Annotated in this window: 21 protein-coding genes; 11 read left to right on the plus strand and 10 right to left on the minus strand. The window is 62.3% G+C overall.

Annotation, left to right across the window (positions count from 1 at the left end; translation table 11 throughout):
* Positions 1–9: 9 nt before the first annotated feature.
* The 3 genes from EA473_RS15220 to EA473_RS15230 all read right to left on the minus strand — a co-directional run bounded on the left by EA473_RS15220 (position 10) and on the right by EA473_RS15230 (position 2,710).
* Positions 10–738 (minus strand): SDR family oxidoreductase, encoded by a 729-nt coding sequence (locus tag EA473_RS15220; protein ID WP_124196508.1) that lies wholly within the window; start codon positions 736–738, stop codon positions 10–12.
* A gap of 210 nt (positions 739–948) precedes the next feature.
* Positions 949–1,398, minus strand: a complete 450-nt coding sequence (locus EA473_RS15225) for a response regulator (RefSeq protein WP_124196509.1) — start codon at positions 1,396–1,398, stop codon at positions 949–951.
* A gap of 355 nt (positions 1,399–1,753) precedes the next feature.
* Positions 1,754–2,710, minus strand: coding sequence for a hypothetical protein (locus tag EA473_RS15230; RefSeq protein WP_124196510.1), 957 nt, complete (start codon positions 2,708–2,710; stop codon positions 1,754–1,756).
* 179 nt (positions 2,711–2,889) lie between these two features.
* On the opposite strand from EA473_RS15230, the gene EA473_RS15235 reads away from it, so the two are divergent.
* Positions 2,890–3,345 (plus strand): dCTP deaminase, encoded by a 456-nt coding sequence (locus tag EA473_RS15235; RefSeq protein WP_124196511.1) that lies wholly within the window; start codon positions 2,890–2,892, stop codon positions 3,343–3,345.
* Between the two features lie 13 nt (positions 3,346–3,358).
* Here EA473_RS15235 and EA473_RS15240 read toward each other — a convergent pair whose 3' ends face one another.
* Both EA473_RS15240 and EA473_RS15245 read right to left on the minus strand, forming a co-directional pair.
* Entirely contained in the window at positions 3,359–4,024 is a 666-nt protein-coding gene (locus EA473_RS15240; RefSeq protein WP_124196512.1) for a glycerophosphodiester phosphodiesterase, read from the minus strand.
* Positions 4,025–4,205: 181 nt separating this feature from the next.
* Positions 4,206–5,324: a hybrid sensor histidine kinase/response regulator gene (locus tag EA473_RS15245; RefSeq protein WP_124196513.1), complete on the minus strand. Its 1,119-nt coding sequence runs from the start codon at positions 5,322–5,324 to the stop codon at positions 4,206–4,208.
* A gap of 135 nt (positions 5,325–5,459) precedes the next feature.
* Here EA473_RS15245 and EA473_RS15250 point away from each other — a divergent pair, with 135 nt between their 5' ends.
* Positions 5,460–6,269, plus strand: a complete 810-nt coding sequence (locus EA473_RS15250) for a winged helix-turn-helix transcriptional regulator (protein WP_124196514.1) — start codon at positions 5,460–5,462, stop codon at positions 6,267–6,269.
* Between the two features lie 70 nt (positions 6,270–6,339).
* Here EA473_RS15250 and EA473_RS15255 read toward each other — a convergent pair whose 3' ends face one another.
* Complete coding sequence (locus tag EA473_RS15255) at positions 6,340–8,259, minus strand: histidine kinase N-terminal 7TM domain-containing protein (RefSeq protein WP_279387667.1); 1,920 nt, start codon at positions 8,257–8,259, stop codon at positions 6,340–6,342.
* A 163-nt stretch (positions 8,260–8,422) separates the two neighbouring features.
* On the opposite strand from EA473_RS15255, the gene EA473_RS15260 reads away from it, so the two are divergent.
* A complete protein-coding gene (locus EA473_RS15260; RefSeq protein ID WP_124196516.1) occupies positions 8,423–9,151 on the plus strand; it encodes an O-methyltransferase in 729 nt (242 codons plus the stop codon).
* On the opposite strand, the gene EA473_RS15265 is transcribed toward EA473_RS15260, so the two are convergent.
* Positions 9,136–9,594, minus strand: coding sequence for a hypothetical protein (locus tag EA473_RS15265; protein WP_124196517.1), 459 nt, complete (start codon positions 9,592–9,594; stop codon positions 9,136–9,138). The genes EA473_RS15260 and EA473_RS15265 overlap by 16 nt on opposite strands.
* 333 nt (positions 9,595–9,927) lie before the next feature.
* Here EA473_RS15265 and nikR point away from each other — a divergent pair, with 333 nt between their 5' ends.
* The 5 genes from nikR (at position 9,928) to EA473_RS15290 (ending at position 15,250) form a co-directional block, all read left to right on the plus strand.
* The gene (nikR, locus tag EA473_RS15270) at positions 9,928–10,356 is read left to right on the plus strand and encodes a nickel-responsive transcriptional regulator NikR (protein ID WP_124196518.1); all 429 of its coding nucleotides are present in this window, start codon (positions 9,928–9,930) and stop codon (positions 10,354–10,356) included.
* Between the two features lie 317 nt (positions 10,357–10,673).
* The gene (locus tag EA473_RS15275; RefSeq protein WP_124196519.1) at positions 10,674–11,051 is read left to right on the plus strand and encodes a cupin domain-containing protein; all 378 of its coding nucleotides are present in this window, start codon (positions 10,674–10,676) and stop codon (positions 11,049–11,051) included.
* Positions 11,052–11,162: 111 nt separating this feature from the next.
* Positions 11,163–11,627 carry a hypothetical protein gene (locus EA473_RS15280; RefSeq protein WP_124196520.1) on the plus strand — a complete coding sequence of 155 codons (465 nt, stop codon included), beginning with the start codon at positions 11,163–11,165 and terminating at the stop codon, positions 11,625–11,627.
* Between the two features lie 209 nt (positions 11,628–11,836).
* Complete coding sequence (locus EA473_RS15285) at positions 11,837–12,991, plus strand: acyl-CoA dehydrogenase family protein (RefSeq protein WP_124196521.1); 1,155 nt, start codon at positions 11,837–11,839, stop codon at positions 12,989–12,991.
* A gap of 312 nt (positions 12,992–13,303) precedes the next feature.
* Positions 13,304–15,250 carry a PAS domain S-box protein gene (locus tag EA473_RS15290; protein ID WP_124196522.1) on the plus strand — a complete coding sequence of 649 codons (1,947 nt, stop codon included), beginning with the start codon at positions 13,304–13,306 and terminating at the stop codon, positions 15,248–15,250.
* Here EA473_RS15290 and EA473_RS15295 read toward each other — a convergent pair.
* Both EA473_RS15295 and EA473_RS15300 read right to left on the minus strand, forming a co-directional pair.
* Entirely contained in the window at positions 15,235–15,807 is a 573-nt protein-coding gene (locus tag EA473_RS15295; RefSeq protein ID WP_124196523.1) for a HalX domain-containing protein, read from the minus strand. The genes EA473_RS15290 and EA473_RS15295 overlap by 16 nt on opposite strands.
* A gap of 169 nt (positions 15,808–15,976) precedes the next feature.
* Positions 15,977–17,950, minus strand: coding sequence for a 3-hydroxyacyl-CoA dehydrogenase/enoyl-CoA hydratase family protein (locus EA473_RS15300; protein WP_124196524.1), 1,974 nt, complete (start codon positions 17,948–17,950; stop codon positions 15,977–15,979).
* A 114-nt stretch (positions 17,951–18,064) separates the two neighbouring features.
* Here EA473_RS15300 and EA473_RS15305 point away from each other — a divergent pair, with 114 nt between their 5' ends.
* The 3 genes from EA473_RS15305 (at position 18,065) to EA473_RS15315 (ending at position 21,211) form a co-directional block, all read left to right on the plus strand.
* Positions 18,065–19,216 (plus strand): acyl-CoA dehydrogenase family protein, encoded by a 1,152-nt coding sequence (locus tag EA473_RS15305; RefSeq protein WP_124196525.1) that lies wholly within the window; start codon positions 18,065–18,067, stop codon positions 19,214–19,216.
* A 320-nt stretch (positions 19,217–19,536) separates the two neighbouring features.
* Complete coding sequence (locus tag EA473_RS15310) at positions 19,537–20,745, plus strand: MFS transporter (RefSeq protein WP_124196526.1); 1,209 nt, start codon at positions 19,537–19,539, stop codon at positions 20,743–20,745.
* A gap of 76 nt (positions 20,746–20,821) precedes the next feature.
* Positions 20,822–21,211, plus strand: a complete 390-nt coding sequence (locus EA473_RS15315) for a hypothetical protein (protein WP_124196527.1) — start codon at positions 20,822–20,824, stop codon at positions 21,209–21,211.
* A 178-nt stretch (positions 21,212–21,389) separates the two neighbouring features.
* Here EA473_RS15315 and EA473_RS15320 read toward each other — a convergent pair whose 3' ends face one another.
* Positions 21,390–21,536 (minus strand): DUF1328 domain-containing protein, encoded by a 147-nt coding sequence (locus EA473_RS15320; protein ID WP_124196528.1) that lies wholly within the window; start codon positions 21,534–21,536, stop codon positions 21,390–21,392.
* Between the last annotated feature and the right edge of the window lie 57 nt (positions 21,537–21,593).

Below are 21,593 nucleotides of genomic sequence, written 5' to 3' on the forward strand. Positions count from 1 at the left end.
GGCTCGCGTTTACGCCTCGCCGTAGACCGGGACGGCTGCGCCGCTGGTTACGGTCGCGCCGTCGCTACAGAGAAACGCCATCACGTCGGCGATTTCGGCCGGGTCGACCCAGCTTTCGTGGTCCGCGTCCGGCATCATTTCGCGGTTCATCGGCGTATCGATCACGCTCGGCATCACGCAGTTCGCTCGAACCGTACCGCGATTTTCCTCCGCGAGCGTCTCGGTCAGCAGCCGGATGCCGGCTTTCGTGATCCGATACGGACCGTCGCCCTCGCCGCCCTCGAGCGAGGACCGCGCGCTGACGCTGACGATGGCTCCATCCGATTCACGGAGGTGGGGAAGGGCGTGTTTCGAGGCGAGAAAGGCCGTCTTCAGGTTGACGTCCATTAGGAGTTCGAACTCCTCGAGGTCGGTCTCCGCGATCGGATCGCCGCCACGCCAGGTGCCGGCAACGTTGAGCAGGTGGTCGATCCGCCCCTGGTCGTCGACGATTTCGGAGACGAGCCTCGAGACGTCATCTTCGTCGGTTAGATCGGCCTCGTAGAAGGAAAATCCCGAGTCCTCCTCGAGTTCGAGCAGGCTGTCGTCGGCGTCGGGAGCGACGACGTCGACGCCGCAGACGGTCGCGCCGGCCGCGTTGAAACGCTCGACGGCGGCGCTTCCCAGCGCCCCACTCGCACCCGTGATCACTGCGACGGTTCCATCGAAGTCGACGTCGAACGCGGTCTGTGGTGACATACCGTAAGCTGTGACAGCCGACTGCATCAATTGCCAGGGTAAACCCCCTCGGGGTCAAGTGGTTCGAGACGCCGTCGACGTCTCGTCATCAAGCGAGACCGGCGGTCTCGCGGACCTCGCGGAGCTTCGCTCCGCTCAGTCACGGAAATCTTTGATTTCCGTACGATCCCGAGGCACTCGGCCTGCCCCGCCTGTAGAAGCCGACAGTCGTTACGCCGTCGCCGGCGGGAGCGTCGCCTGCCTGAACCAGAAGTCGACGACGGCTTCGACCATCGTACTGAACTCCGCGGGATCGGTGGGCTTCGTGAGATATGCGTTCGCGGCGAGTTCGTAACTCTCGAGGATGTCGTCGCCGGCGTTCGAACTCGTCAACACCAGGACCGGGATTCGAGCGAGTACCGGGTCGTCCTGAATTTCCTCCAGAAACTCGAATCCGTTCGTCCGCGGGAGATTGAGGTCCAGAAGGGTGAGGTCTGGAACGGGGATCGAATCCGACGTGGATCGGTCGCGTAACTCCTCGAGCGCATCGTCCCCGTCAGTACAGACACAAAGCGTCACGTCGGTCGGCACCTCTCTGAACGCTTCTCGGGTCAGCCGAACGTCGCCCGGATTGTCCTCGACCAGCAGTATTTCCATCGGTTCGTCGAGTCGGTTCGTCATCGATCGATCACCACGAATACCGTCGTTCACAAACGGATACGTCGAACATTAGATAGCGTACTCGTCTCCCTTTATCCATACCACCCTTATAAGGATACTTGCTAAAGGGTTTGGATCAGGAATGGGGGCCAACCGCCTTTTCCTCCGGATTGGGGTCGTCCGGCTGTCGGTGCGATAAGCCGGGTCGGGTGCATTCGAATGGCGCGTTTCGATCGGGGTGGTGATACTGTGGGACAGCGGTCAGTGAGATGTCGGTCGCGAATTCGCAGTCGTCTCCCGTGGCAACGGCCGCAGGAGGGCGACCGATCTTCGAACATATCTATCCGACGTACGACTATCGGAAGCGCGGGATCGATCAATCCGCCGGCGCGACCGCTGGCTCTCGGTCCCGGGTTTCGGCCTCGTCGGTCAACTCGCGGAACTTCTTCGATCTGCTCGCGATCCGGTCTGCCGTCTCGCTGTCGGGCGTATCCGATCGGGACTCGATAAGAAACGTCGTGATGACGACGGTCTTCACCCAGGGTTTGAGAACTCCCGCGTACACCGAGAGTACAACCCCGACGACGACGACCCAGCCGGCCACCTCGAGGGCGGGGGACAGACCCCCGAGAACGCTCGCAAGCGGGGTCATCGCGAGGAGCAAGGCGAAGGCGACCGCGTACATTCCGAGGACGATCACCAGCGTCGAGCCGAGAACCGGCTTCCAGTTTTTTCCGTAGAGGACGACGCCGTCTCTGGCTGCTCGCCAGGGGTTTTCCTCGTCGGCCGTGAACATGTAGGCGATGATCGCTTCGTCGATGTACGACGCCGCGAGCGCGATCGCACGCCCGACGAGCCTGACGGCGCTTCGAAGGCCCGAGTGGAACGCAAACAGGCTCGAAAACGAGACGACCGCGTTGTTGAACTGCTTGATGATCGCTTTCACGAGTTGATCGACGGCGAACAGCGCGCTCGTCTCGGAGAACCGCGAGCGAACCTGTGATTTGCCGAACTGGACCTGGTTCGACGGCACGTCCCCGGTTTCGACGATGTGTGCGATGACGGCGATGTGGGCCGCTTTCACCAGGTACAGCACGTACCTACTGAACAGCCGCCACGCGACGACGAAGACGAGTACCGATACCAGGAGTCCGATCCCGCCGATCGGGCCCGAGATCGTTCCCGCCTCCAGGAGCCTGACCCCCAGCCAGACGACGATACCGAAGTAACACACCGCAGCGATTCCCAGCAAGAGCCCGACTCCGATCCGGAGCAATACGAACGGAAGGGTCTTGACGAATATGCTCGTGGCTTTGGCGAAGTGAAGTACCATGGAGAGCCCCTTCTGATTCGGGTACCAAAAGTGATAGATGAGTTTGGAGTAACTCGTGTAGTTACGCCGGCGTAAGTTACACGGGTTACGGAGTACGACGGGATACGAAGTACGAGTGAGCGAGCGCTCTCGAGCGATCGGTATCCTTTTTGCTCCCACGTACCGTTCGTTTACCCGAAATGTCCGCCGAACCCCCTCTCGTCGAGTACATCGACAATCTTGTGTACGAACCGGCACAGGTCCACGAACACGGGGTCGATCTGACGGTCAGTGCCGTCTACGAGGTCGCGGCCCCGGGTCGAATCGATTTCGGCGGCGACGAACTCGAGGATGCGGACCTCGAGCCAGTCCCGACGGAGCTTCGAAATCCCGACGACGAGTTCGGCTGGTGGAACCTCGACGGCGGTCAGTACGTCGTCCAGCACAACGAGTTTCTGACGGACCTGGAAGAGCCTCTCCAGCTCCAGCCGCGAAACGAACTCCTCGCCCGTGGCGGATCGCACCCGTCGATGCTGGTGGCGTCTCACCTGCCGCTCATTCCGCTTTCGGTCGCGGGGGATGGACTGCGGATCAAGGAAAACGCACGGATTTCGACACTCGTGGCGAACAGTTCGGGCGGCGATCGCGTCGAGTAGCCGGCCGCCGTGATCAGTCGCCGAGCGGAATCGGTCGATCAGCCGAGATGCAGTCGACTCCTCGCAACTCGAGTGCGGCTGCGGTCGTGCGTCGTTCGATCGACCACGCGTGAACCTCGAGCCCGACGGTCTTGGCGCGCGGGACCAGTCGCGTTCCCAGACACCGCCAGTAGTTCGCCCCGATGACGTCACAGCCGAGTTCGACCGCAGTCGTCACGGGCGAGTCGAGTCGCCGACTCGCGAGCAGGCCGGTCGGCTGGGAGGCGTCGAGTTCGCGCATCCGCCGGAGTTCCGGAACGAGAAACGACGTCGCGACGACGCGATTGTCGACGCCGTCGATGGCGGCGAGGACGTCCTCCGCGATGTCGAGTTCCTTCATCTCGAGGTTGATTTCGACGTCCGGCGGCACGACCGTCAGCATCTCCTCGAGGGTCGGGATGTGCTCGCTCGACTCGAGAACGGTGTGTGTCTGTAACTCCGCGAGGCTGGTGTCGGCAACCGCTCCGACGCCGCCGGTGACGCGGTCGATGGTTTCGTCGTGAATTACGACGAGTTCCCCCGATCCACACCGGCGTACGTCGAACTCGACGGCGTCCGCGCGTTCGGCCGCCGATCGGACGGCAGCGATCGTGTTTTCGGGACCGGTTGCGGCGAATCCTCGATGAGCGATCAGTCGCATTCCGTTGGTAACCGAACGCCGGCGAGGACTATATACTGTCGGACCGCGACCCGCTGCGGACCCGAGGACGTGGGTACGTCATTTTGGAGCCACAAACTTTTGGAGCCACAAACGAGCGTAGGCCATCCCCATCGCGTTCGGCGGCGTCGCTGCCGACGGCCGACGCGTCCGGAGGGGGCCGCTACGTTCGTCGCCCCGCCGATGCCGTCGGCAACGTGACCGTAACGACGGTTCCGCGGGGATAGTTGTCCTCGATTTCGAACTCACCATCCAGCTCTTCGACGATCGTCGACACCAGAAAGAGACCTGCCCCGACGATCGGATCGTCGGTCGTCCGGCTGGAGTTTGCGAGTGACCGTTTCTGTGCGTCCGGAACGCCGACGCCGTCGTCGGTGATCGAAAGGGAGACCCGATCGTCGGCCGTCTCGACTTCGACGGTGATACGTACCGTCTCGCGTTCCGTGTGGGCCGTCGCGTTTGTGAGGAGTTGTCTGCATACCGATCCGAGCATCGGCGACCCGGAGACGAGAACCCGCTCTTCCGGACCGTATCGTTCGATGGAAACGTCGACGTCGGCATCCTCTCGAAGGTGAGCGATCTCCGCATCGAGGATCGACGAGAGGTCGACCGGTCCGCGGGCGAGGTCCGCGTCGCTCGAGAGGACGTCGACCAGATCCGCGGCGGTATCCGTCAGTTCGAGGGCGTGTTCTGCGGCCGAAAGCAGTTCGTCGACGACGGCAGCCTCACGGTCGTCGACCCGTTCGTGGAGTTGGTCGCCCCAGCCGACGATCATGCTCATATCGTCACGGATACCCGTTCTGAGAAGGCGATTCAACAGCGCGAGGCGGTGGTTTCGATCGCGCAGCTCACGCTGGGTCCGGGCCCGCTCGATCGCGTATCGAAGCGTTCGCAGCAGCAATTCGGCCGTGATCGTTCCTTTGACGAGGTAATCCTGTGCGCCGCGGCGAATCGCGCGTGCACCGACGTCGGCGTCGTCTCGACCGGTGAGTACGACGACCGGAACCGACGGCGCGTGCCCGACTACTGCGTCGACGCTCTCGAGTCCGCCGCTGTCCGGGAGCATGAGATCGAGCAGTACGACGTCAGGCGGCTCCGTATCGATTCGTTCGAGGCCACCGTCGAGCGAACCGACGTGTTCTATCGTTTCGATCGTCAGCGCCGTTTCGCCGGTGGAGGCGTCGGACTCGGCCCGGTGTTCGACGAGCAACCGCTCGACAAAGCGGGCGTCGTCGGGGTTGTCCTCGACGAGCAGGAGATCGACGCCACCCGTGGAATCCATACCACACGCCTCGAACCGAGTGAAACTATGTGTTACGGAATTACCCCGTCGTCGGTGATTACTTCGGCGCTGGGAACCGCCAGCTCGGACATCAATAGACCGAACAGTTATGAAGTGTCGCTTGGAATCGATTCCATGCCGACTCACGTAGCCGACGTACCGATTTCCTCGCACGTGGCACTCGAGGCACTGTCACTGCTATCGAAGAAGTGGCACCCGGTGGTCGTTCTTACGCTCCACCACCGCGGGTCAGCTGGATTCAACGAGTTGCTGGCGGCGATCCCCGACGTTTCGGGAAAGGTTCTCTCGGAAACGCTCGAAGGGCTTGCCGACGCGGAACTCGTCGAGCGGACGGTCGTCAGCGAGTCCCCGCTCCGAGTCGAGTACGCGCTGACGAACGCGGGCGAGGATCTTCAGCCGGTGTTTTCGGCGCTCAGCGAATGGGGTGAACGTCACCTCGAGGCGGTGACGCCGACGGTGTTGCTCGCCGACGCGAACCATCGTATGACTGACATGTACAGTCAGTGGCTTGTCGATCGATACACCGTTCGTCGAGCGCACGACGACGACGAGTTCGCCTCGAAACTCGACGAGTCGGTCGACGTCGTCTGTTTCGACGAGGATCTCCCGGGTGTAACTCCCGCCGACCTCGTGGAATCGGTCCCACCGACGTGTCGAACGATTCTCCTCGTAGGCGATCGGCCGGCGTTCGACCTGATCGACGTCGATTGCGACGCGCTCTTTCGAAAGCCGATCGTCAGCGAAACCGTCCGTGAGGCTATCGACGAACAGCTCCAGCGCCGAGGTGAATCCGCCGAGAACCGCGAACGAGCGTCGCTGAGTGCCAGACGCGAATTGCTCGAAGCGGCGTATCCACAGGTCCGACTCGAGGAGAACGAGGCCTACGCCGACCTGTGTGATCGCCTCGAGACCGACGACCGATGACCGGTTCGGCCGCTCGAGACGGGCAGGGTAAGCGGTCGCGGACGAACTCGCCGATCGGTCGGGGAACTGATCATCCGCCCGGCGGGTCGACGGGGATAGAGACGGTCACCGACGTCTCGACGCCCGGTGTCGAATCGAGTTCGATCGTGCCACCGTGTACCGTGACTATTTTCTCACAGATGGACAGTCCCATTCCCGTTCCGCCGGAGGTCCCCGTCCTGTCCCCACGCTCGAAGAGATCGAAGACGCGGTCGGCGTATTCCGGTTCGATGCCGATGCCCGAGTCACTGACGGTGAACACCCACTGCTCGCCGTTTCGTTCCCCGGAGACGGTCACGTCGGGGGCAGTCTCGCCTGCGTTCTCGAGGGCGTTCGCGAGGAGGTTCTGAAAGAGCCGCCGGAGCAGGTGATCGATACCGAAAACCGTCGGCAGATCGTCGACTTCGATCGTCGCGTTTCGGTCTTCGATTTCGAAGCGCAGGCCGTCGAGCACGTCTGCGACGAGGCGGTTGCAGTCGACGCGTTCGAACTCTCCCGTCCCGTGTTCGATCTTCGAATACGTGAGCAGGTCAGTGATCATCTCCTGTGCTCGCTGTGCGTTCTCTCGAGCGACGGTTAGCAGTTCGGCGTCGTCCGGATCGAGTTCGCCCTCGGCGTTCCGGTCGAGAAGCGAGAGGTACCGCTCGGTCGTTCGAAGCGGCTCTCGCAGGTCGTGGGAAACGACGCCCGCAAACGACTCGAGTTCCGCGTTCGACCGACGCAACCGATCGAGAGTGTCGTCGATTTCGGCCTGCAGGCGACGGGTTTCGGTCACGTCACGGATGACGATCGATCGACCCAGTCGATCCCCGCCGACGCCGAGGACCGGGGTTGCAGAGAGTCGAAGGTGACGCCGCGTCGATCCACAGTCGGCGATAAGTTCCGCCTCGACCGGAACTCCCTCGTCGACCGGGCGACTCGGGTCGAGAAATCGGGTGTCGATCGACTCACTCGCCAGCGATTCAGGACGTACTCCGCGACTTCCGGCCGAATTCGGGCCCGCAGCCACTCCTCCGTCCGTCCGATCGGCCGAGCGGTAGACGTCCGGATCGACGAACTCGACGTCGTCGGCGAGCAACGATTCGAACGAACGGCCGATGACGTCGGGCGTCTCGACCTCGAGCAGGCGCGTCGCCGCTTCGTTGACGTCGACCACCCGGCCGTCGGTGTCGAGAACGACCATCCCCTCCTGAATCGTGTCGACGATCAGCGCCCGTGCGACCGGCGTCAGATCGAACAACCGATAGTGGTAGATCGCGAGGAAAAATATCAGCCCGGATACCGTGAAGCTAAACGGGGTCAGATCGACGGACGGGAGCGGGCCGTGTCCGGCGTGATAGAGGACGTTCGTCACGGCGGCGATCGCCGCACCGACGATCACAAGTCCGACCTGTCGGCGATAGACCGCCGGCGACCAGAACAGCAGGTGGGTGAGCAACAGGACGCCGACGGCCATCAGCGCGTAACTGTACGCGGCGTGTGCCCAGAAGACGATCCCGAACTCGTGTTGGGAGACGAAAAGCGCACCATCTGCGACCGGTTTCAGATCGATCGGGCCTCGCACGAGGTGGTGGTACTGGTTCGTCCAGACGAACAGCAGATAGACGGCGGGAACGACCGAAAGTGCGCCGACCGTCCACCGATTCAACCACCGATCTCTGGCGCTGAACTGCAGGGAAAAGCAAAACCAGGCGACTGGGACGACCGCAACGCCGACGTGATTCGCGTTCGCCCAGAACCCGACCGTTGCGGCGTTGGTTCCCGCGAGCTGGAACGCGTAGGTGACTGCCCACAGCGCGGTCGCCGCCATCAACGCGGCGAAGCTGGTCGCACCCGCAACGCCACGGTTGTTCCAGGCGTAGACTCCGATCGAAGCCATGATGAGCCCAGCAGCTACCAAAATCGGTGTAAACGGCGTGTACTGTAACTCCCAGCCGACTGCCTCGAGCACTGTCGTATCGGAGACTGGAAGAGCCGGATACTAATACTGTCGGACAGAAGTCAGTGCCACGGACTCGTGAAAGTATTTTCCGGTAAAACTGTAGACGGGTCGTGCTCGCACGGTACTGATGGCCAACGGTTCGTATAATGCATCTCGCGCTCGAAGTCTCCGTATGGACGTTCTCGACGACGACATCGCTCGCTTCGTTCGCACCGTCGGCCCGGATCCCGACGAGACGCTCCGCGAGATGGACGAGTTCGCCGACGCTGAGGGGTTTCCCCACGTCGGACCGGACGTTGGCGCGTTCCTCCGGTTCGTCGCTCGATCGGTCGGCGCGGACAGGATCTTCGAGTTCGGTTCGGGGTATGGCTACTCGGCGTACTGGTTCGCCGACGCGTTACCCGAAGACGGCGAAATCGTACTGACTGAGGTCGACGAGGACGAACTCGAACTCGCCAGAACGTACCTGACCGAGGGTGGGTACGACGACCTCGCCCGATACGAACTCGGTGACGCGATGGAAACGATCGAGCGCTCCGACGGTCCGTTCGACGTCGTCCTCGTCGACCATCAGAAACACCGGTACGTCGACGCGTTCGAGGCGGTCCGGCCGAAGGTTCCAGTCGGCGGGGTGATCGTCGCGGACAACGCGATCACCGCGGGTCCGATCGAGTTCGAGAAACTGCTCGACTCCGTCACCGGTGGCTCTCGAGAAAATGGGGCGTCAGAACGCGACGAGGGGACCGATTCCGACGCAGACCACGGCCACGCTGACGTCGAGATGAACGAACACACTCGGGGAATCGCGGATTATCTCGATCGAGTGACGGCGGATCCGGCGTTCGAGACGATCGTTCTCCCGCTCGGCGAGGGAATCGCGATCAGTTACCGCGTCGAGTAGTCCGAGGTTTCGCCCTCGAGTACCTGTTCGTCGGGGACGTCGGTCCCCGGCGAGGCGCTGTACTCTCGAAAGCCGAGAAACGTCGTCGCCGAGCACGCGGTCAGGAGCGTCGCCCACGTGATCGCCGATAGCGAGAGGCCGAGGCTATCGGCCGGTCCGGGAACGGCCGTGGCGACCGTTTCGATCCCGACCGCGTGGATGCCCGCGACAAGCAAGAACCCGACCCAGAACGCAAGCGAAAGGTGAGCGAGCGTCTGACGCGTGACGCGGCTGGCGTAGCGGGCGACGCAGTAGACGCCGACGACGGCGAGCGCGGTCGCACCGATCGTCGGTGCGACTGCGTCGACGGTGACGTTCGCGACGCCGGCGACGGCGAAGCAAGCGAACGATACGGCGAGCAACAGCCGATTCGAGCGGAGTGTTGTCGAAATCACGTCGTGCACCGCTTTGCTGGCATCTATAGCCGATCGGATTTATAGTTGTTGGCTGGTGCCGTCTCCCGGCGCCCTGTCCGAAAAACGAGAACAGATGGACCGGGGCAGCCGTCCAGTGATCCGTACAGCGGCCGGACGCCGTTTACCGTTCCGACAGGCAACGGTTACTGGCCCGACGGAAAAGTTACTGTCCGACGGAAAATCACGTCTGGGTGACCGAGCAACTCTCGAGCGTTTCGGCCACCGACTTCGATCGCCTGGGCCTCCGATTTCGATCGCCTGAGCGCTCCACCGCGCAGATCGATGATAAGCCTTAATAGATTCTGCGTCTCGAGTTATTATATGGCAGTCGTAAGCGTCTCGATGCCGGACGAACTTCTCGAGCGCCTCGATCAGTTCGCCGAGGAACACGGCTACACAGGGCGAAGCGAGGTCGTCAGGGAAGCCTCCCGGAACCTGCTCGGCGAGTTCGAAGACACCCGGCTCGAGGATCGGGACCTGATGGGGATCGTTACGGTGCTGTTCGATTACGAGACGACCAGCGTGGAGGAACGGATGATGCACCTGCGCCACGAACACGAGGACCTCGTCGCGTCGAACTTCCACAGCCACGTCGGCGATCACTACTGTATGGAACTGTTCGTCCTCGAGGGCGAACTCGAGGACATCTCGACGTTCGTCGGCAAGATCCGCGCGACCAAGGACGCGCTCACCGTCGACTACTCCGTGATCCCGGTCGACGAGTTCGATCCGATTTCGCAGGGACGGTAGACCCGTCCGCGATCCTGCCGCTATCGGCTATCGCCGGTTTCATACGAGTTACTGTACCGATCTCCCAGCGCACCCGCCGCTCGGATCGCGAGTGCGCCGGTACTGACCGACAGTTACCCGCATCACGCCCCGTTCGCGGTTTCGTGCAGTCTCCGGCGTGTTCCGTTCGCACACCTGTCGTCGCTTTCCACTCGCAGCGCTTTCCTGCGTTTCTGTGATCCTGTCTGACAGACGGATGTGAAGATCGGTCGCCTTCCTGCAATCGTCTCCGGAAGTGGAACGCGTAGTTTTACTGTTGTCGCGTCAAAGAGTCACATATGTCCTACCGGAAGGTGAATTACGAGGACGTCGATCAGGTCTCGAGCGCCATGCACTTTCTCAGCGATCCGCTCGAGACCGAGCAGGTAGGGGTGACGGTCGCTCGGTGTGATCCTGGATGGAAGAGCCGCCCGCACGACCACACCGACAACGACCACGAGGAAGTGTACGTCCTCATCGAAGGCGAGGCGACGGTCGTCGTCGACGACGATCCGATCGAGATGGAGACCGGTGACGCCCTCTGGATTCCCCCCGAATCGACTCGCCAGATCCACAACGGGGACGACGAGAGCGCGTTCGTCCTCGTCAGCGCGCCGAGTATCGGCGACGACGAGGGCGACGACGGCGAGTGGTTGCTCACCGGATTCGCGGGCTAACGGGGCCGGCGTCACGTACGGGGCCGCCACACCCCTTCTCCGCCCTCGAACCCGCGCCGGTGCGGGACGGTTTTGTACGTCGACGGCGTTTCAGCGAGCAGGTGAGTAGCGATGTACTCCTCTCAGCACGCCGCGATTTCGATCGTCGCCTCGAGCGTCCTCGTGTACGCGCTTTCTCCGATCACCGTCTTCGGATCCGTCGTTCCGGCCGTCGCCGTCGTCGCCTGCGCGACCGCTCTCGGCGTCCTCATCGACCTCGATCACTTTCTCATCGCCCGCGTGAAAACGGGTAACTGGAACGCCGTCCGGTTCTGTCTCTCTCACCCCTCGGCCGCCGTCGCCGATCAGGGGCGAATCTTCGACCGGGGGGACGTCGGTGCCCTGTCGCGGCTGTTGAGCCACCTCGTTCTCGCGGGGGTCCTGGTCCCGGCCGTCGCACTCGCGAGTACCGGACTGGCAGTCGTGATCGGCGTCGTTCTCTACGTCCACGTCGTCTGTGACGTCGCCTGGGACATCAGACGGTTTCGACGCGAAGCCGTCCCGTCACCGGACGAGGATCCGCACACACTCCGGTGAGCGCCGTCCGTCTCGAGCGATGGGGACTATCTGTCTGGCGGGAGGGCGAATGAGGTCTGCCCGACTGGAGAGCGAGACGACGGGTCGCGCCTCTGGGCGCGGTCGGGATATGAGACGTATCTGCGGTGCGTACGCTACCTCCTTCTTCCCCACCTCAGGATGCGTACTCCACCCACGGCTATATTCCGCTCGCCGTCGACCTGGATGACATGGACTTGCTCGAGGAAAGCATCGTCCCCGAACACGCACGCGACGTCAAAGACGAAGCGCGCCAGTTCGCCCGCGAACAGATCGAACCCGGCGCACAGACGCACTTCCAGTCCGGCGAGTACCCCCACGAGATCCTCGAGGCCGGCCAGGAGGCGGGTCTCGTCGCTCAGGACATCCCCGAGGAGTGGGGTGGGCGGGGCCTCGACCTCCCGCAGTTGCTCGCGGTCACCGAAGAGTTCTACCGGGCGGACGCAGGCATCGCACTGACGCTCCAGCTCGCGAGTTTCGGCTGTGAGATGACCTACGAGTACGGCACCGACGACCAGTGCGAAGCGTACATTCGGCCAGTCGCGGAGGGCGATCAGCTGTCGGGACTTGCCGTCTCGGAGCCGGAGACTGGAAGCGACCTCGCCGGAATGGAAACTCGCGCCGAGAAGGACGGGGACGAGTACGTCATAAACGGCGAGAAGTACTGGATCGGCAACGGCGTCGAGGCCGACTGGGTGACCCTCTACGCTCGAACCGGCGACGACGAGACCAACCGGTATGGCAATCACTCGCTGTTTATCGTCCCGACCGACGCGGACGGCTACGATGCAGAACACATCCCCGAGAAGATGGCGATGCGGGCCTCCAAGCAGGCGCACGTCACGCTCGAGGACTGTCGAATCCCCGAGGAGAACCTGATCGGAACCGAAGGCGCGGGATTCTGGATGCTCGCGGAGTTTTTCAACCACGGGCGGGTGATCGTCTCCGGCCACGGCCTCGGACTCGCCGCGGCCGCCATCGAGGAAGCCTGGGAGTTCACCCACGACCGCGAGGAGTTCGGCCGAACGATAAGCGAGTTTCAGTCGGTCCAACACGACCTCGCCGACATGTTGATCGACTTCGAGCGGGCGCGCGCACTCTCCTGGCGAGCGTGTGAGAAGGTCGCAGACGGCGAACGCGCCGGCTACTGGGCGGCGCTGGCGAAGACGAACGCGACGGAGGCGGCTGTCGACGTCTCCGAGCGCGGGATGCAACTCCACGGTGGACGATCGGTGCTCGACGAGCGACGGATCGCCCGCGTCTATCGAGACGCCCGAATCCCGGTCATCTACGAGGGCGCAAACGAGATTCAGCGAAACTTGATATACAGGCAAAGCCCCTCGTGAATCGCCTCGAGGTCAAGCCCCGAGGAATTCTCCGATACCGCTTGTAGAGTACTCGAGTGCGAGCGGGGAGAATCGGTTCGGCGACGACGATAGCCGTTTCTTGCCGCGAAACGGGTGTGTGCGTTTCGAGCGGTGCCGAAAGAACAATCCGTACAGAAGTGAATCCTCAACTGATGCCTGTCAGAAAGCGTGGATGATCCGGCGGTAGACGCCGCGGAGAATACGGTATCCGATACGCCGCTGACAGGGGCGGTCTCGGTCCGCTGTGAAAACGGGGACCGAAACCAGCCGACCAAAGAGAACCCAGTCCCTATGACCCGACCGCGCGTCCTCTGTGTGAGCACCGATCGGGCGACGCGTGCGTCCGTCACGCTCTCGCTTACCGACGCACCCGTCGACGTCGTCATCGCCCAACACCCCTCGGAAGCCGTCTCCCACCTCGAGAACGCGGATGCGATCGACGCCGTCCTCGTCGATGCGAGCACCGTCGAGAACGTCCCGGACGTGGTCGACGCCGTCGACTCCGAAGCGCCCGGCGTTCCAACGTTCGTCCACTGGAGTGCAGAAAGCGGGCCACGAAACGACTCCGTCGCCGTGCTGAGCGAAGTCTTCGCCCGGGCGGAGGACGCGGATCCGTCGGCGAGGTTGGCTGACGTCGTGACCGCCCAGATCGACGCGGACGGAACGACCGACGACGGCCGGTCGGCCCGAGACGGTACCGACCTCGACCGGATCGTCGACGAGTCGAGACGACGACTGGTCGACGTTCGTTCGCCGCTTACGGTCGAACGGATCCTGCGTGAATCGATCACGTCGAGCGATCGGTTCCTGTTCGTCTGGGTCGGCGAGTACGACCGCAGAGAGCGAGAGATCGTTCCCTGGCTCACGCCCTCGACGGGATCCGAGTGGCCGCTCCGGCGAACGTTCGCGATCGGGACCGGCAAACACCCGATGCTCGATCGACTGATCCGAAGCCGTGACCTGCAGGTCCACCAGCCACTCGAGAGCGACCCCGAGGACGTCCCGTTCGGCGAACTCGCGTTGGGGCGGGGTGTCGACGCAGTCGCTGCCGTCCCGCTCGGGACCCCCGAGGAACTGTACGGCGTCCTCGTCGTGTACGGACTCGAGCCGTTCTCGTCGCCCGGACGGGACGCGATCCAGTCGGTTGCCGACGCCGCGTCGTACGTTCTCGAGACGATCGCCGTCCACGGCCGCCTCGAACAGTGCGAGCGGGCGCTCCAGCGGTACGAGCGGCTCGTCGAAACGGCGGGCGACGGCATGTACGTTCTGGACGATCAGGGCCACTTCATGACGGTCAACGACGCGCTCGTCGAGATGACCGGATACAGTCGGGAAGGGTTACTCGGCGAACACGCGTCGATACTGGTCGAGGGGCCGGGCGTCGAAGCCGGTGAAACGACGATCGAGTCGTTACTCCGTGCGGAGGGCGGACGGACGACGGATACGATCGAACTGAGCTTCGAGACGAAAGCGGGCAAGACGATCCCCTGTGAGGTGCAGGTATCCGTGCTCGTCCGCAACGGGACGTTTCTCGGGTCTGTCGGCGTCGTTCGTGATATCACGGAGCGAAAACGACGCGAACGAAAACTCCAGCAGCGAAACGAACGCCTCGACGCCTTCGCGCGAATCGTCAGTCACGACCTTCGGAACCCGCTCAGCGTCTCGCAAGGATATCTGGACGTGATCGAGGAGACGGGATCGCTCGAGCACGTCGAAAACGTCCGGGGCGGCCTCGACCGGATGGAGTCGATAATAGAGGACGTCCTCGCGATCGCACGCGGCGGGGAGTGGGCGGCCGAAACGGAATCCGTCGACGTCGAGTCGGTCGCCGAGAGTGCCTGGGGTCACGTCTCGACGGGGGACGGGACGCTTTCGGTTCCCGGATCGATGACCATCGAAGCGGACCGAGAACGGCTCCTTCGACTGCTCGAGAACCTGTTTCGTAACGCCATCGAACACGGGGTTGACGGATCGGGAGAGGCAATCTCGGTCCGAATCGGCCCGCTCGATGGCGACGAATCGGGATTTTTCGTCGAAGACGACGGACGGGGCATTCCCCGGGACGTTCGCGAAGATCTTTTCGACCCCGCCGTGTCGTCTTCGTCGGACGGGCTCGGCATCGGACTCTGGATCGTCAGAGAAGTCGCTACCGGACACGGGTGGTCGGTCACCGCGACGGAGAGCGAGAACGGGGGCGCACGCTTCGAGTTCGGGTTCGCCGATCAGTTTTCGGGCTGAATGTCCTGGAACGCACCGACGAAGTCGTCGTGACTCGTCAGACCCGAGACTCCCTCGTCGACGCGCTGTTCGAGTTCCTCGATGCGCTCGCACAGGTGCTGGTACTCCTCGTTGGTCGCGAGCGTTCGATCGGCCTTTTCGGACTCCAGTAGCGCTTTCTTCGAGACGAGCGCGTAGTATTCGAGGATGTCCGACTCGTACTCGGACCGGTTCGAGACCTCGTCGACGATGTCCAGGAGTTCGTCCTTCGAGACCGGTTTGACGAGATAATCGTCGAATCCCATCTCGATGATGTCGAAGTCCGGGTCGACCGCAGTCACCATGACGACCCGACAGTCGTAGCCGTCGTCGCGGATCACTTCGAGGACGTCGTCTCCTGACAGTCCCGGCATTCGACGATCCAGGAGGACGACTTCGACCGACTCCGCCATCTTCTCGAGCGCTTTTTCGCCGTCGTAAGCCGTACCGACGGACCATTCGCTCTCGAGCCACGTGGCAAACAGGTCTGCGAGACGGGCCTCGTCGTCGACGACGAGCACCTCGGGTCCGTCACTCACCGAGTACCCCCTCCGTTCTCTTCATCGATTACAGCCACAGGTCACCAATGGTACCTCTGGGTGATAAATCTCGCGACCAGCTATCAACCTTCTTTCCGTTCTCATGGTTCAATTAACCGGAATTTCGGTTAGTACACGCTGGATGCCGATGATCGGTCGGCGAGCGTCGTTACTTGCCTTCGAACTCCGGATCACCGTCCCCCATAAACGCCGTGATCCCTTCCATCAGGTCGTCGGTCGCCATCAGGTGGCCGAACGCCGACGCCTCGTACTCGAGTCCAGCGTCCGTGTCGTCTCGGCCGGCAGCCATCGCACGCTTCGTGAACTTCTGGGCGATCGGCGGGCCGCCGGCGAGGTCCGTCGCGAGATCGAGCGCGCGCTCGTCGAGTTCGTCGTTGCCGACGACGTCGTTGACGAAGCCGTACCGTTCCATCGTCTCGGCGTCGTACCGATCCGCGGTAAAGATGATCTCTTTCGCGCGACCCTCGCCGACGATGTGCTTGAGCCGCTGGGTCCCGCCCCAGCCGGGAATGAGTCCGAGGTCGAGTTCGGGTTGGCCGAACTCGGAGCGCTCGCTCGCGATCCGGATGTCGGCACAGGTCGCGAGTTCCATCCCACCACCGAGACAGTAGCCGTCTATTCCGGCGACGACGGGCATGTCACACGACTCGAGTTCGCCGAACGTCGACTGGCCAGTCCGGGAGAGTTCCTGTCCCTCGATCGGATCCGCGCCAGCGCCAGCCATGCTCTGGACGTCCGCCCCCGCGGAGAACGCCTTCCCGCCTTCGCCGGTGATCAGGACGGCCCGAACCGACTCGTCGTCTTCGAGCATCTCGATGGCCGTCGAGAGCTCCTCGAGCAACTCGTCGCTGATCGTGTTCATGCGGTGTGGACGGTCGAGAACGACGTGACCGACCATATCGCCCGGATACTCGACGCGGATGGATTCGAACTCGACGCCGTCCGCGTCGTCCTCGAGGTCGTAAAAGCCGCCGGCGTCGGCGCGTTCGACGAGGTACTCGGCCGGCCTGTAGCGGTCGTGTCCCGTCTCCTCGTATGCCTCCTCGAGGACTCCGTGGAGTTCCTCGAGACCGTACTCGTCGACGAGCTTGACCGGACCGTCGGGGAAGCCGGCACCGAGTTGGGTCGCCTCGTCGATCGATTCGGGCGGAGCGACGTCGCCGCCGATCAGCTTTGCGGCCTCGTTGGCCATCGTCGCGAGCAGCCGCCGTTCGACGAGTTCCGACTGCTCGTCAGACGGGATCTGGACGCCGTCACCGTCCTCGTAATCGTAGAATCCTTTCCCGCTTTTCCGGCCGAACTCCTCGTTTTCGACTTTCTCCTCGAGCAACGGCGCTGGCTCGTAGGCCTCGCCGAGTACGTCGTGCATGTAGTCGAGAACGTGGTAGCTGACGTCGTTGCCGACCTGATCGCCCAGTTCGAAACTCCCCATCGGAAGCCCCATGCCGTACTTCGTCGTCGAGTCGACCTCAGCGATCGTGGCCTCGTCTTCGGTGACGAGCCAGCAGGCCTCGTTCATTAGCGGAACGAGAATCCGGTTGACGATGAAGCCGGGGGAGTCCTTGTGGACGCGCACGGGCGTCTTGTCGAACGCCTCTGCGAGTTCCTCGGTCACCTCGAGGGTCTTTTCGTCCGTTTCAGCGCCGGAGATGACTTCGACGAGTTGCATTCGAATCGGCGGGTTGAAAAAGTGCATCCCGCAGAACCGTTCCGGTCGCTCCGTAAACGACGCGAGTTCCGTAATCGAGAGACTCGAGGTGTTGGTCGCGAATATCGCGTGATCCGGCGCGGCCGACTCGAGTTCTTCGTAGACGTCCTCTTTGATCTCCATCTGTTCGGGGACGGCCTCGATGACGAACTCCGCATCCGAGACGGCCTCCTCCATGTCGACCAGCGGCGTCACCCGCTCGAGGGCGGCGTCGGCTTCATCTCGAGAGAGCTGGTCCTTTTCGGCGAGTTTGTCGAGCGACCACTCGATGTCGTCGTACCCGCTCTGGACGAACTCTTCGTTGATGTCGCGCATGTTCACGTCGTAGCCGGCGATCGCGGCGACCTCCGCGATTCCGTGGCCCATGCTCCCTGCTCCGAGAACTGCGATGGTGTTGATATCTTCCACTTCCATGCTCGAATATGCAATGCGCTCCCGTTTGAACGTTTCCCTGTTTGATTGGAAAAACTACAATTAAGTTCATATCTGGTTACAAAGGTCTTTATCGGCCGGTCGAGAAGGTCCACTATGGAATTCGGCCTCACCGACGAACAACAGCAAATCCGCGAGGAAGTTCAACGATTCGCCGAGAACGAGATCGTTCCCGTCGCCGAGGAGTACGACGCCGAGGAGACGTACCCCCACGACGTGGTCGAGGAGGCCGCCGAGATGGGGATGACCGGCGCGTACATTCCGATGGAGTACGGCGGTGCCGGCTACTCGATTCTCGACACCGCGATCATCACCGAGGAACTGTTCGCGTACGACGCCGGTATCGGGCTCTCGATCGTCTCGACGTCGTTCGGGTGCGAGTCGATCATGAACTTCGGCACCGAAGATCAGAAAGAACGATACCTGGAACCCGTCGCACTCGGGGAGAAAATCTCCGGCGCTGCGATCTCCGAACCGGATACGGGATCTGACGTCTCCTCGGTTTCGACGCGTGCCGAGAAAGACGGCGACGAGTGGGTGATCAACGGAACCAAGATGTGGATCACCAACGGGACGGTCGGTGACTTCTTTGTCGTCCTCTGTGAGACGAATCCCGACGCCGAGGGACGGTACAACGGCTTCAGCCAGATCGTCGTCGAATCCGACCGCGACGGTTTCTCCGCCGAGAAGATCACCGGGAAACTGGGCATTCGCGCCTCGGATACCGCCGAACTCGTCTTCGACGACGTCCGCGTTCCCGAGGAGAACCTGATCGGAACCCGAGACGCCGCCTTCATGCAACAGATGCAGTTTTTCGACGAGACGCGGACCGCCGTCGCCGCACAGGGCGTCGGCATCGCGAAAGGAGCGACGCGCGCCGCCCTCGAGTACGCCCAGGATCGCGAGCAGTTCGGGCAGTCGATCTCGGAGTTTCAGGCGATCCAGCACAAACTCGCGGAGATGGCGACGAACACCGAAGCGGCCCGCAACCTGACGTACAAAGCCGCCTGGAACGTCGACCAGGGCGAGGACATCACGAAACTCGCGTCGATGGCCAAAGAGTACGCCTCCCGAATCGCCGTCGAGGTCGCGGACGAAGCCGTCCAGATCCACGGCGGTGCCGGCTACGTCAACGACTTCCCCGTCGAACGGTTCTACCGCGACGCCAAGATCACCCAGATCTACGAGGGAACGACCGAGATTCAAAAGAACATCATCGCCCGCGAGATGCTCGGAAAGGGATTCTGATCGGAATCGCTGTCCCGGGTAAGCAGCAACGGTTCGCGTCGGGACGTCGGGACGTCGGGTCGTCGGGTCGTCGGGACAGCAAACCGTCTCGCTCTCTCGAGTCGGCCCGCCACTGTCGTAGCCACTGCACGTCGTCCAGCACCTGATCGCCATGATGATCGTCTAGGGGTGTGTCGATCGGTGCAGTTCTTACATAGTTCTCACTCCAGTGTCCGTCCGTAGCATTATCGAAAAACAGGTTGGAAACTTATCCGAAATATAGACGGATCGGTAATTTGACGTACGACAGGCACCTCGTTTTCTACACTTCTCGAACCGATATGAGTGCAGAATCGACCGGTAATCGTGAGTCATCGGCAATTCCGTGGGACTCGAGTGCCCTGTACGTAATTCTCACGAGTTCGCTGATGGGCGTGATGGGAGTGCCGCTTATCAGCCCCGTTCTCCCGGAGTTGCGCCCGGTGTTCGGCGTGACGGACGCACAGATCGGTCTCGTCATAACCGCGTACACGCTTCCGGGCATCTTTCTGACGCCGTTTATCGGACTGGTCGCCGACCGGATCGGCCGCCGCCGTGTCATTATTCCGCTTTTGTTCACGTTTGGAATCGGTGGCGCGGGAATCGCGTTCGCGACCAGTTTCACCGAACTGCTGGCGCTTCGGTTCCTGCAGGGAATCGGAGCGAGCGCCCTCGTTACGCTCGCGGTGACGCTGATCGGCGATTTCTACGAGGGGGGTCGACAGAACGCCGTCATGGGACTCAACTCGAGTATGATCGGAACGGGGGCTGCGGCGTATCCGCTCATCGGGGGTGGGCTGGCCGGAATTCGGTGGAACGCACCGTTTCTCTTTTTCGGAGTCGGGATACTCATCGGTGTGTTCGCGTTGCTTACGCTTCCGGAACCGGAGGGGAAGCAATCGAGCGACGTGAAGACGTACCTTCGACGGCTTCGGGACGTCTCCGTTCACCCGCAGGCGCTCGCGATTTTCGTCGCGATCTTCGCGATCTTTTTCGTGTTCTTCGGTGCGATTCAGACGGCGTTGCCGTTGTTGCTCAGCGACGAGTTCGCGCTGTCGTCCGGCGAGATTGGGCTGACGTTGGCGATGGTCTCGGTCGCCAGTGCGACCGTTTCATCCCAGTACGGGCGCATCTCACAGTGGCGAACGTCGCCCGAACTGATCGCGCTCGGCTTCGTCGCCTACGGAACGAGTCTGCTCGGCGTCTGGATCGCACCGTCGCCCCTGCTCATCGGCGCTTCGTTACTCGTGTTCGGCGTCGGGTTGGGAATCGCCATGCCCTCGGTCGATACGACTATCGTGACGTTCGTCTCCAATCGACTACGGGCGGGAATGATGGGGATGCGAACCAGCATGCTTCGACTGGGACAGACGCTCGGCCCGATCACGTTTACGTATCTCGCCGAAACGGCGTTTCCGTCGGCGACCGAGGGGTACCGTTTTCTCATCTTCGTCTCGGGAGCGTTGATTCTCGTCACGGGGCTGATCGCCTACCCGATCCTCCGCAGATAATTCTTCGATTACGACCGTAAGTCTTCGAATGTTATACACCGTAATTACTATTGGTGTGCACCCCAGTTACCGTAGTATGACCGTCGAACGACTGCAAGATACGAAACCAGCGATCGACCGGTGGGACGAGGTGTTCGAGGCGTTATCGGCCGAGCCGAGACGACAGTTGCTGGTGACGCTGATGGATTCGCCTGACGGTCGACGTGTCCCCCTTCCGGACGCGGCAGTCGACCCATCGGAGTCGGCGGAGTGTGAGGAACTTCGTCTCCACCTCACGCACCGTCACCTGCCGATGCTTGCAGAACTCGGATTCGTCGACTGGACGACGGACCCGTTCTGTGCCCAGCGAGGGACGCGGTTCGGCGAAGTCGCTGCAGTCGTCGAATTGCTGTACGCGAACGCACACGCACTTCCCGACCAGCTCGTCGACGGCTACCGACGCCTCGAGCAGGAACGTGACGACTGATACGGATTGCTGTCACTGTGTACCGGAGACCGCGGGTCGTCGTTCGGCCTTCGGAAATAACTGACAGCAGTCCGTACGACACGGTCTGCTGTACCGGTGTACCGAGAGCGCGCAGACGGTCACGCTCACACGGGATGGCTGTACAACAGCTCGTCTGACCGTCTCGTCGAGGCCGTCCTCACAACACCAACGACACGATGGCCAACACGAGAAACAGCAACACGAGCCATTTGGCGATCGACATCGTCAAACCGGCGATTCCAGTTGCGCCCATTGCGCCCGCGACGATCGCGATCACGAAAAACAGCAGTGCGAGTTCTAGCATATTTCCTTCAAGGGTCGGATAACGGTAAGGGGTTTGGCCGGAATATGCCGATATCGA

Source organism: Natrarchaeobius chitinivorans (assembly GCF_003841505.1).
Classification (GTDB): Archaea; Halobacteriota; Halobacteria; order Halobacteriales; family Natrialbaceae; genus Natrarchaeobius; species Natrarchaeobius chitinivorans.

Coding starts and splice junctions, on each gene's coding strand:
- EA473_RS15300 (WP_124196524.1), bottom strand. CDS start 17,950: ATGGAAGTGGAAGATATCAACACCATCGCAGTTCTCGGAGCAGGGAGC.
- EA473_RS15275 (WP_124196519.1), top strand. CDS start 10,674: ATGTCCTACCGGAAGGTGAATTACGAGGACGTCGATCAGGTCTCGAGC.
- EA473_RS15320 (WP_124196528.1), bottom strand. CDS start 21,536: ATGCTAGAACTCGCACTGCTGTTTTTCGTGATCGCGATCGTCGCGGGC.
- EA473_RS15305 (WP_124196525.1), top strand. CDS start 18,065: ATGGAATTCGGCCTCACCGACGAACAACAGCAAATCCGCGAGGAAGTT.
- EA473_RS15220 (WP_124196508.1), bottom strand. CDS start 738: ATGTCACCACAGACCGCGTTCGACGTCGACTTCGATGGAACCGTCGCA.
- nikR (WP_124196518.1), top strand. CDS start 9,928: ATGGCAGTCGTAAGCGTCTCGATGCCGGACGAACTTCTCGAGCGCCTC.
- EA473_RS15315 (WP_124196527.1), top strand. CDS start 20,822: ATGACCGTCGAACGACTGCAAGATACGAAACCAGCGATCGACCGGTGG.
- EA473_RS15290 (WP_124196522.1), top strand. CDS start 13,304: ATGACCCGACCGCGCGTCCTCTGTGTGAGCACCGATCGGGCGACGCGT.
- EA473_RS15235 (WP_124196511.1), top strand. CDS start 2,890: ATGTCCGCCGAACCCCCTCTCGTCGAGTACATCGACAATCTTGTGTAC.
- EA473_RS15260 (WP_124196516.1), top strand. CDS start 8,423: ATGGACGTTCTCGACGACGACATCGCTCGCTTCGTTCGCACCGTCGGC.
- EA473_RS15310 (WP_124196526.1), top strand. CDS start 19,537: ATGAGTGCAGAATCGACCGGTAATCGTGAGTCATCGGCAATTCCGTGG.
- EA473_RS15240 (WP_124196512.1), bottom strand. CDS start 4,024: ATGCGACTGATCGCTCATCGAGGATTCGCCGCAACCGGTCCCGAAAAC.
- EA473_RS15245 (WP_124196513.1), bottom strand. CDS start 5,324: ATGGATTCCACGGGTGGCGTCGATCTCCTGCTCGTCGAGGACAACCCC.
- EA473_RS15285 (WP_124196521.1), top strand. CDS start 11,837: ATGGACTTGCTCGAGGAAAGCATCGTCCCCGAACACGCACGCGACGTC.
- EA473_RS15250 (WP_124196514.1), top strand. CDS start 5,460: ATGCCGACTCACGTAGCCGACGTACCGATTTCCTCGCACGTGGCACTC.
- EA473_RS15280 (WP_124196520.1), top strand. CDS start 11,163: ATGTACTCCTCTCAGCACGCCGCGATTTCGATCGTCGCCTCGAGCGTC.
- EA473_RS15230 (WP_124196510.1), bottom strand. CDS start 2,710: ATGGTACTTCACTTCGCCAAAGCCACGAGCATATTCGTCAAGACCCTT.
- EA473_RS15225 (WP_124196509.1), bottom strand. CDS start 1,398: ATGACGAACCGACTCGACGAACCGATGGAAATACTGCTGGTCGAGGAC.